This window comes from Aestuariibaculum sediminum, from assembly GCF_014596945.1.
GTDB lineage: Bacteria > Bacteroidota > Bacteroidia > Flavobacteriales > Flavobacteriaceae > Aestuariibaculum > Aestuariibaculum sediminum.
On the sequence record NZ_JACVXB010000004.1, the window covers coordinates 1 to 14,815 of the forward strand.

The following is a 14,815-nucleotide window of genomic DNA, read 5'->3' on the forward strand; positions in this document are numbered from 1 at the left end:
GGACTTTCCAGAGATTTGACTTTCACTTTAATCATTGTTTAACTAAAGTGAAATGTAATGAAAACCACAAAATCATTCAGTATTGGCTTTTGGCTTAAAAAGACAGCAATCAAAAGTGACGGACAAATTCCTATTTATGCACGTATTCGTGTGGATGGAGTTGGAGCAGACATCAGTATTAAACGTACGACCTTTGAATCTCATTGGTGTTCAGAATCCTCAAGACTTAATCCAAGAGTTAAAGGTTCGCAGAGTATAAACATGTATTTAGATGATGTTTATGCTGATTTAATGGATTGCCATAGACAATTGTATAGCGAAGGTCGCCCGATTACTTCTCAGAAAATTAAACTTCGTTATTTAGGAAAAGACAAAACCTTTGAAAAGTTATCGGATATTATAAGGTATCACAAAGAGGTTGAAGCTCCAAAACTATCTCAAGGCACCTTAAAAAACTATGGAGCAACAGAAAAGTATCTTAAACGGTTTATTGAGCATCAATATAAGACTTCGGATATTCAATTACAATTTATAGATTATCTCTTTATTGTAGATTTTGAAAACTACCTAAGAACATGTAAACCTCTTCGATCTTCACAGCCTTTAAACAATAATGGTGTTATGAAGCATATGGAAAGGTTTCAGAAGCTTGTAAACATTGCGGTTAAGTTTGGATGTTTTACTGCCAACCCTTTTAATTTATACGGTTTAAAGTATGATGATTATGATAGTGCCTTTTTAGAAATAAAAGAACTTAATAAACTAAAGGTTGTTAAACTGAAGGAATCAGGATTGCTTCTTGTTAGAGATTTGTTTTTGTTTTCTTGCTATACTGGATTAACCTATACCGAGGTTGAACTGCTCAAAAAAGGAGATATAGTAGAAGGTGTTGATGGTGATTTATGGATTGATATTAAAAGAAAGAAAACTAAAACTACGGTTAAAGTGCCTTTATTGCCCCAAGCCAACGAAATCTTAGAGCGTTATAGTCAATATCCAAACCAAGTTAACCAAAACAGGCTTTTACCGGTAATTTCCAATCAGAAGGTTAATAAATATTTGAAGACGATTGCTAAGTTAGCTGGTATTAATAAACATTTAACGTTTCATGTAGCCAGGCATACCTTCGCAACTACAATTACTCTGCTCAATGATGTGCCCTTTGAAACAGTATCTAAACTTTTGGGACACACTAAATTGTCTACTACACAGAAATATGCTAGGGTAATAGAGAAGAAAATTAGTAAGGATATGGGTAAATTGAAAGCTGTGTTAGATAGGGAAAAGGTTAAGTATACTTCGGATCTAATAAAAGACCCTGTTCAATTGCGTATTGTTTAAATAAGACTAATATTGAGGGCTAATTGAACGTAAACATTTCAGTGTGATTTAACGTTTGAGAGTTACAATATTAGGAAGCTTAAAACGTCGAACAAATACGCAATATAAGTGAAGGTATTATCATTGTTTAATTTGTTAGAGGAAGTGGCTTTACACAGATACTGATATTCGATAAAGTAACCTTAAAAAAAATGGGTATAATTCAGAATGATCATAGTTATGATCAATTCAAAAAGAACATTAGTTTGGGCTAAGAGTGTAAAATCTTTGTAAACCTTTAATCTGTAAAATATCCGATGAACGTGAAGAAGTGAAAGAAAAGATTTTTGAAGTTCGGGAAGATGACCGTAAAGATTCGAATGTCAACCTCAGGGCAAATTTAGTCCTTATGCTGGGAGGAATCTACTATTCGTCACTTCATGCCAAATCCAACGGAAGCAAATGCTGTGGGATTGATATTAATGAGGAAGCAGGTAAAAAACAGGTTGATGATACCTTGAGGAATATTATTTATTGTGCATTTACGAATGAAAAGGTGTGATATAGTTAGTCTGATTTTTCTATATGGAATTTATTTGTACGATTATTCATTGCAAATTTTTACTTTTTAGTTTACTTTTAGACTTCATAAAGATCAGGACTTAATCAGACTCCTGCTAATTCCAGTAAAAATAATATTCAAAACATGTCATTTGAAAGAACGATTAAGGTAGCTTTTGATAAGATATCAGGTGAAATTCTTGAAGCAAATGAGGTTTTTGAAACTGCAAAAAGCGGATTTGAGGTCCGCAAACAATTCCATAAGGATGAAGTGGAATTATACTGTTGTGAATGTACCCAAAAACTTAATGTATCTACAAGTAAGAACGACCGGCTTTATTTTAAGCATCAGCCTTATGCAGATGATTGTTTATTAAAGGATTCAAAGTTTTCTCCAAAGGAAATGGATGCTCTGGTAAAAATTTTTAAATCAAAAGAGAGTGACAGGCATAAGGAACTAAAAAATATAATAGGTCAAAGGTTATCGAAAACAGATGGAGTTTCAACAATAAATATTGATGAAAAATTTATCATAGAGGGTAGTGAGAAGAGAAAACCGGATGTATCCTGCCAATACAGGGACAAACAATTGGTTTTTGAAATTCAACTATCGGATCTGTCTTTAAGATACATCATTAACCGATACGAATTTTACCGGCGTAATGGGATGTATCTGATATGGATACTTGATAATTTTGATGTTCAGGGGCAAAGCCAGACAGAACGGGATATAAAGTATTTAACAGAATATCAGAACTTCTTTAAATTAGATGAAAGCACAGATAGTTTTAAATTGCTTTGTACTTATAAACTTCCTTTTCTAACAAAAAATAACCGGTTGAAGACCAAGTGGATTGAAAAATCAATCGACCTCTCCCAATTGCAATTTGATACGGTATTATACCAAACTTATTTTTTTAATCTTCAGGAGAGTTTGGAGGCAAAGGAAAAGGAAAGGCTTGAAATTATTGAAAAAGAAGAAAGGGCAGAAACCGAGAGAATAAAAACAAGAAAAATTACTCAGGCTAAAGAAAAGACTGAAGCCATAATAAATGAATTAAGGCTGTTATGGCAAAATCAATCAAATTACTTCAACCCGGTAAAGAAAAAGGTTTTTAAACTGAATGATTTCGAATTAAAGATGCTTAAGCAGTCCAAAGCTTTTGAAGATGAAGATGGGCAGCCTAAAATTCACAAATGGTTTTCAAAGGCGAAAAGGAATCATTATTCTTTTTTGGAATTTATGCTCGAATGTCACTTTTTCGATATTGATGTGAATAAAAAATCCAAAGAGGGGAAAAGCCTATTTCAGACATTAGCGGATAATAAGGAATTAGAACACAGAAAATACCTGTCAAAAGTAATTCTTAAAAGAGGATATGTTTTTACTGAGGCTGACGAGACTCTTATTGAAAGCTGGAGCTCATCGGAGAAGGAAAGACAGGCTGATATATTACTTTATCATTTATCCAATGAGCTTAATAATGAGTCTCTGATAGATATGCTGTTTGATCATCAAAATCTAATTTGTACAATTGAGAGTGCAAAGAGAAACGAAATTATTGGGTTTGGCTTTCAACAAAATCAATGGATTGCCTTTGCAAATAATGCTGTTCATTCCTATAAGCAGTATTGGGATTACATAGAAATAGCATTTAAGCACTATGGTATTTGGGAGAAATTAATCCAATTGGATAAAAAGGGTACCTTTAACAAAAAGCTACGGGCATTTTATGAAGAAAGACCGATAGCCAATTTTGACTGTGATCCGCTTTTTAGTCTTTTATATCCCGAATTAAATGATAGAACTGATTAATATGGGAATGAATTCGTGAAATTAAAGTATACACTTTTCGGAAAAAGATAATAACAATGAGTGAGAAAAAATATCCCTTCGTATCAGTAAGGTTTAGTGAATACTGCCAGGAAGAAAATAGGAGTATCATCAATGAATATTGGAAAATAGAAGATGGTAAATTTGTGACAGCACCTAAAATACTGTCTGACAGGTTTGGTATAAGCAGTTCAACATTGTCAAAGATCGTAAAGTCCAATTCCGAAAGCATTTTGCACGTGGAAAAATGTTTGGTCTGTTCCGTGGATATCGAAATTACGGTAACAAGCCTGACCACTGCCCGGTCACAACTCGTAAATAAAAAATTCATCTGTGAAGAATGTAATTCTAAGCAAAAAGAACAGTTGCGAAAAGCCCAAAACCCTTTTGAGCGAAAAAGTCACAGAATGAATTATGCAGTTAAATACAAATTTTGGAATCGACTTGAAAAAGATGAATTTGATGTCTTGCGTAAGATTATAGAATTTGGTAATTATTATGAGTTTAGGAAAAAGTTTTTAACTCAGAATTTTGAATTCGCATGGCCTATAATTGAGAAACTTGATAATTTGGCGCTCATAGATATTCGTAGAGAAGGCTATGGAAAAGGGGTAATTAGGGAACTTTTCTTTCTTCCGGGACTAAGAGAAGCCTTAAAAATAAATCCATTAGAAACCATCAGAATTGAATCGGACTTAAATTTTCAGATACCCCAACACTTCAATCGTACAAAGGAATCACAACCAAACTTTTTTAAGAGGGTGGTTTTTAATCAGGATATAGTTTTAAAGGAAGGAACTGAATATTTTTGTAGTGTTTGGGAAAATGATGATGGCTCTATAAATTTAGGAATAACGGCCAAATCTGAACTGCAGGAAAATAAATCAGGAGAAACAACCAACCAACCGAAGCATATCGCTGATTTGATACCAAAAATATGGAAATAACTACTGCTATATATCCAATTTCAAATGATTCCGATTTCATTGCCTCAGTATTTATTAAATTGGATGTTTTAAAGAAATCATAATCAGGAGGAATTTAACAGTAATGAAAAGAAAATATTGGATATTATCGCCTAACGTTATGAACGGCGCCGATCAAACTGATTGGAAGGACTCCATACAAAATTTAAAACGAGCTTTTATAGGCTATGATGATACGCATCAATTTGGAAAAAAATTTAAAAATGAAGTACGTATTGGAGATGTGATACTTATTGCGCAGGGACAAAACTCCAATAAAAAATTCTTTTTATGTGGTTTTGTGGATTCACATGCAAAATATGAACGCGTGAAAGGAACCCCTGATGTGGCACAAAACCGAAAATTAAAATTTACAATTCCAAAAGAACGTCTTAATCAGTTGGGGCTTGACTTTAACAATAGTACATGGGGAGAGTCAAGGCAGCCGGCTACCCTTTATCATTTAAAACCCAATGAGGTGGAGGCGGACCATGAAATTGTCAGGTTGCTATCTGCGGAATTGAATCAACAAATTATCAAACAATTAATGGAGAATATAAAATTATCAGAAGACCGACAATTTCAAATCAAGGTGCTTTGGAGTAAATTCAAGGACGGGATAAAAGAGAAGAATAAGGATATCAACAATCAACAGATTGAAAGTGTAATCAATGAGTGGAGCCTGTATAAGGATAAGATTATTAATGATACACTAAGTCTAGATGAATATACCAATATTTTAGGAAGCCATACAGCCACAATGCCCGGAGGATATTTATGTAACTTTTTGGAGCGGACTACACGGGTTGTTTTAGGTTCTTCCAAACCCGGTAATGCAGAGAATTTTGAAGTCAAGCTTAATAATGATAATCAGAACTATTTTATCAAAAGTTTAGGAAAACCCAATGCCAACAGAGAGGAGGCGGAGGCCTACTTTAATGATACTGTGAAAGAAGTAGTAAGCAGTATTGTTATGGCGTCTGATCCGTTGGAAAAGATCCGGTTAGTGGGAGGGGCAAATTATAGTGCCAAACAGATTTTAATGAAATTAGCTGTTTTGGATAGCCTTAAGGATTTCCTTTATATGTATTCTTCACAACCGATAGATGAACTATATAATGAATTTATTGATGGTGATGCGGAGAATGATTTTGAAAAGAATCATCAGGTCTGTATCGTTGCAAAAGAGCTGTTGGAAGTTAACGATAATGATAGGGGTGAACTTATTTTATTATCAAGATTCTTGTGGACCTATGTGAATTCAAAAGCTATTGCGGATAGAGATAATCCAAATGTTATAATGTATGGTCCTCCGGGGACCGGTAAAACCTATACTGTAGTGAATAGCCTGGATTTTGTCTGTCAGGGGGATAGTTCACGATACGAGGTGTTACAGTTTCATCCTTCTTTTACTTATGAGGATTTTATAGAGGGAATAAAGCCTAAAGGTGTCTCAAAGGATGGTAATATTCGTTTTGAATTGGTAAATGGTGTTTTTAAGAATTTTTGTATTAAAGCAAAAAAAAGTCCGGAAAAGGATTTTTATTTCATCGTGGATGAAATAAACAGGGCTAACCTTTCAACAGTATTCGGAGAGACCTTATTGCTTTTGGAAAATGACTATAGGCATAATGGGGATGATAGTAAAAACCTTATCAGAACCCAATATGCTACCCTTATTGAGGACCTGATTAAAGAGGATGAGAAAGCATATCAGCATCTGGCTTATACAATTGATAATGGAGAAGTGAAATTTGGTGTCCCTAAAAATGTATTCTTCATTGGCATGATGAACGATGTCGATAAAAGTATCGATGCTTTTGATCTGGCACTTCGCAGAAGGTTTAAATGGATAAGAAAGGACTGTGATTATGATGTAATTGAAGAAAATACACGGTTTAAAGATAAAGACGATTTTATCAACATGGATCAATATATAAAAGCTTGTGAAAAGTTAAATAATTATATATCTGAAGATTTAGGATTGGGAAAATCCTATGAATTTGGGCATTCATTTTTCATGAAAATAAGCCACATAGCAAAACGCAAAGAAATTACGTCAAACAATGCAGGTGTTTTATTCGATTTGCATTTGCGCCCTACACTTAATGAGTATTTACGTGCTGTTTTTGCCGAAAGTGAATTGGACAACAGGTTGAATGAAGCATTAAGCAGATTTAAAGATGCAATGAGATAATATGAGAATAAGTATCCCTGTAAACCATAATTTTTACGAAGAAAGACCAATTAGAGAGTCGGAATTGGCCAGGGCTTTTAATGTTAATAAGTCAGGTGTCAGGCATTTGAAACAGGTCTTTTCTTCCGTTTATGAATTAAAACTGGGTGCCGGGCAACTCGAACAGGTTAAAATATTTCATTTTAAACGAAATCGACTCTTTGAAACGGATCAGGAGCGTTTAATACTGAAATTGTATTCCAAAGAAAAGACAGGGCTGGAAAAGGAATACATAATACAGACGGGATTGTATGCGGGAGTATTTTTTCATAAGGGTTGTAAAATCAATATTACAACAAGGTATGGTAATACGTTTTTAAGACGTATGCTTAATTTTGTAAATGATATTTATGTTGATAATGAACATGTCAATGCCAAACAGGATAAAACAGAAAACCAGTTTTTGTTTATTATTGCCCATTTATTTATCCAGTCATTGGAAAAGGCGGCTGTTTTAGGTCTGCCACAACAATATCAGAGACATCGTGAAAGAAGTAGTAAAGTAAGAGGAAGTATAGATCTTAATGAATACCTTAAAAGAGATATTCCGTTTCAGGGGAAACTAACAACAGTTTTTAGAGCACGAATGTATATTCAGGAGATTGTTGATGTGCTTTACCTTGCTTTGAAAAAATTAGAAAGTCTTTTCGGTAAAGAAATCCACAGTAGATTACTGGGAGTGGAGCAATTATTAAAACAACAATATTCCGGACGTTTTGTAAATTACCAAACAATACAAAAAGCCAAAACACATCAGGCAGTCAGTAACCCCATGTACAGTCATTTTAAAAAAGTTTTGGAATATGCAGAGATAATCTTACTGAATAAGGATTTGATGCCGGATAGTGAAAATTCACATTTAGCGACAACGGGTTATCTTTTTGATATAGCAGAATTGTATGAACTCTATCTGGAAAAGCTCTTAAGCAGAAATTTTCAGGACTGGTATGTACAGGGGCAGGAAGAAATACCGATTTACCAGACACAGTTTTATCGTAGGTCCATGTTTCCTGATTTGGTGATGAAACATAAGATGAATGGGAAAGTTATTGTTTTCGATGCAAAGTTCAAAAGTATGGAAATGAGAAATGGAGATGTGGACAGGGAAGACCTGCACCAGATACATTCGTATTCCGGTTATTATCAGAATGCCCTGCTGGCAAGCGGATTGATTTATCCTTTGTCAAAGAAAGTATACAAGGATAATTCTTATGATGAAAGCTTATATGGAAATAAAAGTAATACCGTTTGCTTTATAATAGACGGGGTTTATATTCATCCCGGCCAGACAATGGAAGAACTCTTTGAGAGTGAAAATGAATTTGTAAAACGAATTTCAAACCGAATAGAAGACAAGATATGAAAGCATGCGAAATATTCTTAGCCCTAAATTGAGATCATGAATACTTTTAACGATATAAAAGAATTGGTGGTAACCCTGGATAGGGAGTCCAAATTAATTGCTGAAATGTTCAGTAAACGGAAGTCTATTGATTATAGGTTAAGTGACGCCTTGGAGTTGGTTGATTATAATGAAAGTAGAATTGATTTTTTAATAGAAAGATCAGTAGTAAGGGAACATGGTGGAATTTTGGAGCTGGATGATCTTTTTTTAGAATTTTTTGAACAGGTACTGGATGTCAATGAGGAAATCAATTTATCCTATATTAATGAAAATATTAGGGGGATAGAAGAAAATATCGCATACTTTTTAAATGAGAATAATGATAACAGGAGATATGGGTATTTACGCTTTATAAAAAAGACATTTCGTAAAATAGGTGTTATCACCATAAAATGTACAATTGATTTAAGACGAAACATTGAAAACACTTTTAAAAACGAATCCAATTACAAAAACAAGCGGTTAAAGCTGGAGCATCTTGATGATAAGAGAACCGTTATAAAAAATCTTATAAACCAAACCTCTGTACTTATAGATGAAAAGGAAGTTACCTTTTATAACAGAGCGATGGATGAGGAATTGGATAGGATTATTACCGAATTAAAGTATCAGTTGGTAGAATGTTCTCATAACCTTATTGAGATAGAGAAACAGATTATTGATTATCTAAACCAAATCAAAATTCATGGTAAGTTTTTGGAGAAGTTGCGAAAATTAAAATACCTTAAAGACCATTTTGTTATAGAAGCAGAAACGGATATTAAGAAGGTTTTAGGTAAAAAGAGTCAGGTTGTTTTTGAAACAAGGAGTGTGGAACCTATCAAACTTTCAATAGATTATTTAAGGAATAATGAAAGAGCTTTTGAGGCAATAAAACGAATTGCAAAGAACTATAGGGGACGGAAATTAATCAAACCGGAATTGGCGGATAGTATCTCAAACGAATACCTTGAAAATACTATTGAAGAGGAAGTGATGATAAATTATGAGGAGATTAGAAACCGTTTTGTAGCTACCAGTGATGACTTGTTTAACTTTATTTTGAATTACGATTTTTTAAAGGAAGTAGACTTTAACGAAAGGGTTACTATTTTTTGTCAGGTTATTTCACTTTACGAGCAGGAACTGGAAATAAAAAACGATTTTAAAACCATCAATGGAGTAGAATATGCAACAGTAGTAACAAAATAGAATTATGAGAACAACACACACATCAGATATATTCGAGGTATTAAAAAGGGGACAGTTTATCTGTTCAAACAGTCCTGATGCCCATATTCAAAAATTATTTAAAGTTTTGGATGACGAAGATACTTTTGAGGATTTATACGAGTATTTTTATCAGATTAACTACGTATTGGAACAGGGTAATGAATTCTTTTGCTTTAGCAGGACTGAGAAAAATGCCGAATTGGATAGAAAATTGGAGAGGGCATTTGAGTGGATTGATATCCTTGATTTTTTTAAAACTTTTGATAGTGCTTTTGATGTTGGTTTTCGCTTTTCTCCAGCTGATGTTGTTAACCAGTTAAAGAACAATGCGGACCTAAAGTCCAAACTGGAAGGTTTTAAAAAGGTAGGAACCGATAAAAAGAATTACACCGATAGAGTTAAGAAAATAATTGAGAAACTCGAAAAGGATAATTTTATAACTCTTGAGAATGAGATATCAGAAACCTATAAAGTCCTTACTTCTTTTAACTATTTAAAAGATCTGATTCTAACCATTAATATCCCGGAAGAAATAGAAAATGAGATACCTGAATAAAATAGTATTTATAAACAGTGCTTCAGTAAGATATGCCGAAATAGAGTTAGACGGTAATGTCCATTTAATCGGTACACAGGGGGTTGGGAAAAGCACCCTGCTCCGTGCAATTTTGTTTTTTTATAATGCCAATAAAACGAAATTGGGTATCCCAAGGGAGAAGAAGGGATTTGATGATTATTATTTTGGCTATCAGAATTCATATGTTATTTATGAAGTTCTCAGAGACGGAATCCCTTTCTGTGTGTTGGCTTATAGGGTAAATGGTAAAGTTGCCTTCAGGTTCTTTGATTCGGGCTATAAAAGGGAGTTGTTTATTGATCAGAACAACAGGGCTTATGAAAGTTGGGAGAATATTAGGAATGCCTTTGGAAAAAGCATTTATTATACACCGCTTGTGACCAGTTATGAAGATTTTCGTAAAATCATTTATGGTGACAATAAGGCTTTTAGATCAGAATATAAAAAATATGCAATTACTGAGAGTAAGCAATTTCAAAATATACCAAGGACCATTCAAAATGTATTCCTGAACTCAAATTTAGAAGCAAAGTTCATAAAGGATACTATAATAAATTCCCTGAATGAGGATGAATTTGTAATAGATATTGAAAATTACGCCAAAAATCATTTACGGGATTTTGAAAGCCAAATTAACGATATCAAAATATGGTTTAAGGAAAATAAAAACGGACAAATACTTATCAGAGCTCAGGCAGAAAAGGTAATCAATAATTACCGGATATTTAATTTTCTCAAACGGGAAAAGGAAGATCTTGCCCATGAACTGGCTTTCAGAATCAAACTTATTGAAGACCAAAATCCTGTTTTATCATCCAGTTATACAAGAGAAAAAGAGGTTTTAGAAAAATTATTAGAGCAAAAGGAAAAGCTAACTGCCCGACACCAAAAAAAAGAGAAGGACTTAGAATTCAAACTTCATTCGATTTCAGAAAAACTTACAGAAGCAAAAAATAAACAGGGTAGGTATGATAACCTGAAAATAAATGAAATAATTGAAAAAGTAGCCCAAAAGGAAACACTGTTAAATGAACAGAAATCTCTGAATGATGAGAAGAACCTATTGACAGCACAATTTTCTGAAATAAGTAAGAAATATGAAGTGCTTATTTCCAATGTTCAAATTAAGCAGCAGGAATTTGTAAATAACCAGAAGGCTGAAATTAATAGCCTTAATGCTACTTTTACTGAAAACAAAGTGACCATTACTAATGTCTATCAGGAGTTAATTAACCAAATTAATTCGGATCATAAAGCTGAAAAGGACATTGCCGATAATGAGTTGCGTACAATCTCTGAAAAGGAAAATAGAGTTAAGAACAAGAAGGCCGAGTTGAAGTATCAGGTGTTTTTTAAGGAAGAGATAGAAGAATGCAATACTCAGACAACTACGCTGAATAATAGTATTTCTGAAGCGAAAAGCAGTATTTCAAATTTTAAAAACATAATATCAACTACCAGGAAAGAATGGGATTTGGAACAAAAAGGGGTGGAAAGGAGTTTCGAAACAGCCATTGAAAAAGAAACTGTAAAGCGCAAAAGCAGTGTCGAAGAAATTCAAAAGATTGAAACTAAAATCAAACAGAGCGAATCGTCACTTTATGGCTGGTTAAATAGTAATTATCCGGATTGGGAGAAAACCATAGGTAAGGTAATCGATCAGGAACATGTACTTTTTAATTCAGAACTAACCCCAAGGTTAGTTCATGGTGAAACAACAACTTTATTTGGTGTTGAATTAAACCTGAACGCGTTAAATACCAGCATCAAAACGGTAAAAGATTATTTTGAGGACATTAAGTTTTATAATGGTCAAATTAAGATAGCAGATGAAAATATACAACAGCTTAATTCGACTAAGAAGGATGATTTACAGAAGTTGAAGAATAAGTTTAATAAGCAAATCAAACAGTTAAAGGAAGCGATTTCCGAAAATGAATATAACTTAGGACAAAGTGAAGAAAAGCTAAAGAAAAATAAAGTAGCTTTAAATGAATGGCTTGCTAAGTCTAAACAGGAGAAAGACAGGGCTTTATCAGAGTTAGAAAATGAATTGGAAGTACTGGCATCAGATAAACAAAGAGCAAAGGAAAATCTGGTGCGTATAGAGAAAGGGATAAAGCGAAAAATAACGATAAAAGAAAACGAAAGAGATAATGAGATTACAGCGGTTGAGAAGGCAAAAGATGAAAAAATAAAAAGCATTAACACTTCGGTTACTGAGAGTAAAACAATATCAGAAAAGCGTATTGAAGAGCTTAAAAAGCAGCAAAATGGTGAGCTTGATACTAAAGGAGCTGATACCAAAAGGCTTGATGAAATTGATATAGGTTTAAATGAGGTTAAAGATCATTTGGATTTTATCGAAAAAAACCAAACTATAGAGATTGAATATAAAAAAGACAAAAGAGAGATTTTTGACAAGGTTCCTCTGCTAAAAGCTGAAAAAGTCAGTTTGGAGAAAAGTCAGGTCATCATCAAAGAGGAGCATAAAACTGAATTAGAAAAGGAAGCAGCTAAATGTATCAATCAGGAAGAAAGTGTCGGATTTATAAAATCTAAATTAGAAGATTTTGAAAGGGATTTAAAAGAATTTGAACAATTTAAGGGTTCGGAAGTGTTTAGTTCCATTCAAAGCATTTTTTTACAAGCAAATAAAGAGAAAGAAAATCCTAAAACCGCAATTGGAATTATTTCTGAACTCAAAGGAAAATATTACAAAGGGATAGAGTGTTTTAAAGAATTGCAATTTGCCACTAATGCTTTTACAGGAAATTTCAATGAGTATAATATTTTTAGTTTTAAGGTAAAGCTCAGTGGGGATGATGAGTATCTGAATTTTGCTTCTGAGTTAAAGGAATTTATTGAAGAGGATAAAATACATGAGTATGAAAAACGGGTTAATGAACGTTTTGCTAATATTATTCAGTTGATAGGGAGAGAAACAGCGGAGCTTAACTCTAAAGAAGCTGAAATAGAAAAAATCATCGATAAAATTAATAAGGATTTTCTAACCAGAAACTTTGTTCAGGCTATTAAAGAAATGGAAATGCGTACTCAGAAGAGTTCCAATCCTATCGTAAAATTGTTGATAAGAATAAAGGAATTCAATGATGAAAATAGCCTCGTTTTAGGGGAAACTAATCTGTTTACATCCGCTGATAGTAATTCAAAGAACCAGAAAGCGGTTGAATTATTAAAGCAATTGGTAGAGGAGTTAGAAAGAACAAAAACACCAATTTTAACCTTGTCGGAATCCTTCGATCTGGAATTTCGGATAGTCGAAAATGATAATGATTCTGGATGGGTGGAAAAACTCTCGAATGTTGGGAGTGAAGGAACGGATATATTGGTAAAAGCGATGATCAATATCTTACTGTTGAATGTGTTTAAGGACAATGCTTCAAGAAAATTCAAAGAATTTAAATTGCATTGTATGATGGACGAAATAGGAAAGTTACACCCAAACAATGTTCGTGGGATTTTAAGGTTTGCAAATGAGAGAAACATCCTTTTGATCAATGGATCTCCAACCAGCCAAAATGCTACTGATTATAAATACACCTATAAGTTAGCTAAAGAACAATCCATTGCGGATAAGAAAAAGTATATTACCAAAGTAAACCGCTTAGTAAAAGTAAATTCTAAAGTATTGAATTAATGCAGTTATCTTTAAAAATAGCCAGATTATTAGTTCTTATGATGGACGGGGAATCTATTCCTTCCAGCTCTGTAAAAGCTAAGCTTATTGATGATTTGGTTTTCGAAAATATACTTTTCAGAAAAGGAAAACACCGTAAGGTTATAGGGCTTATTAATAAGGAAGCATTAAAGAATTATTTGGCTAATCAACTGCAAATTGATGACTTAGGCGACTATATTTCTGCCTTGGAAGAAAAGAGCTCCACTCGGGCCGATTTGGTTAAAATTACCACCGATTCCAAGAAATCAAAGGAAAGGGCTTTTAAAGGTTTTTTGGTGAATAGCTATACTCCGATTGTTGCAGAATTAAATAACGAACGATTTGTTATAAATCCTTTACCTGGAAGCTTTACTTTTATATATGATTATGAAACATTTAAAATACCTAAAGAAATTACCGTTGTAGGTGTAGAGAATGCTAAAAATTTTAGTGATATAAATAAACAGTCCTATCTTTTTGAAACTATGACCCCATTGTTTGTATCTCGTTATCCTCAGAATCAAAATAAGGATTTTATTAAATGGATGAAGTCAATTCCGAATGATTATCTGCATTTTGGAGACTTTGATATGGCGGGAATCGGGATTTATATGAATGAGTATAAAAGGCATCTCTCAAAAAAAGCATCTTTTTTTGTTCCGGAAAATATTATTGATGATATTGAGAATAAAGGAAATAGGGTGCGGTATAATAAGCAAAGGATAAATTTTAAAATTAATGAGATTAAAGAAGTAAAACTTTTGGAATTAATTAGAGTAATCCATTTAATGAAAAAGGGACTTGATCAGGAATATTATATAAAAAAGAATTAGTCTTTTTTTATAGAGTTATGCGTACAGCCAAGTCCAACAAGGCAATCTATCTTTCTAAATTATTGCCATGAAAAAGACCTTGTTTTCAAAGCGAATGAGGATAATCAAATAATGGCTTTGCCAGAAGTGGAATTAGCCAAACTGTTTGAAAATATCAAGAAGGATTTTAAGGGGTATATATCCAGAATGA

9 protein-coding genes are annotated in these 14,815 nt (G+C 33.2%); all 9 read left to right on the forward strand.

Annotation, left to right across the window (positions count from 1 at the left end):
- Window positions 1-57: 57 nt before the first annotated feature.
- The 9 genes from ICJ83_RS10255 to ICJ83_RS10295 all read left to right on the forward strand — a co-directional run bounded on the left by ICJ83_RS10255 (window position 58) and on the right by ICJ83_RS10295 (window position 14,625).
- Window positions 58-1,341 (forward strand): site-specific integrase, encoded by a 1,284-nt coding sequence (locus ICJ83_RS10255; protein ID WP_188230307.1) that lies wholly within the window; start codon window positions 58-60, stop codon window positions 1,339-1,341.
- 685 nt (window positions 1,342-2,026) lie between these two features.
- Window positions 2,027-3,697 carry a DUF6035 family protein gene (locus ICJ83_RS10260; RefSeq protein WP_188230308.1) on the forward strand — a complete coding sequence of 557 codons (1,671 nt, stop codon included), beginning with the start codon at window positions 2,027-2,029 and terminating at the stop codon, window positions 3,695-3,697.
- Window positions 3,698-3,753: 56 nt separating this feature from the next.
- The gene (locus ICJ83_RS10265) at window positions 3,754-4,662 is read left to right on the forward strand and encodes a hypothetical protein (RefSeq protein ID WP_188230309.1); all 909 of its coding nucleotides are present in this window, start codon (window positions 3,754-3,756) and stop codon (window positions 4,660-4,662) included.
- 103 nt (window positions 4,663-4,765) lie between these two features.
- Window positions 4,766-6,877, forward strand: coding sequence for an McrB family protein (locus ICJ83_RS10270; RefSeq protein WP_223154720.1), 2,112 nt, complete (start codon window positions 4,766-4,768; stop codon window positions 6,875-6,877).
- Window position 6,878: 1 nt separating this feature from the next.
- Complete coding sequence (locus ICJ83_RS10275; protein ID WP_188230310.1) at window positions 6,879-8,279, forward strand: 5-methylcytosine restriction system specificity protein McrC; 1,401 nt, start codon at window positions 6,879-6,881, stop codon at window positions 8,277-8,279.
- A gap of 36 nt (window positions 8,280-8,315) precedes the next feature.
- On the forward strand, window positions 8,316-9,512 hold the full coding sequence (locus tag ICJ83_RS10280; protein WP_188230311.1) for a hypothetical protein: 1,197 nt from the start codon (window positions 8,316-8,318) through the stop codon (window positions 9,510-9,512).
- Window positions 9,513-9,516: 4 nt separating this feature from the next.
- Window positions 9,517-10,089, forward strand: coding sequence for a condensin complex protein MksE (locus ICJ83_RS10285; protein WP_188230312.1), 573 nt, complete (start codon window positions 9,517-9,519; stop codon window positions 10,087-10,089).
- The gene (locus ICJ83_RS10290; protein WP_188230313.1) at window positions 10,073-13,771 is read left to right on the forward strand and encodes an ATP-binding protein; all 3,699 of its coding nucleotides are present in this window, start codon (window positions 10,073-10,075) and stop codon (window positions 13,769-13,771) included. Before ICJ83_RS10285 ends, ICJ83_RS10290 begins: the two co-directional genes overlap by 17 nt.
- Entirely contained in the window at window positions 13,771-14,625 is an 855-nt protein-coding gene (locus ICJ83_RS10295; RefSeq protein ID WP_188230314.1) for a DUF7281 domain-containing protein, read from the forward strand. Before ICJ83_RS10290 ends, ICJ83_RS10295 begins: the two co-directional genes overlap by 1 nt.
- Window positions 14,626-14,815: the final 190 nt, after the last annotated feature.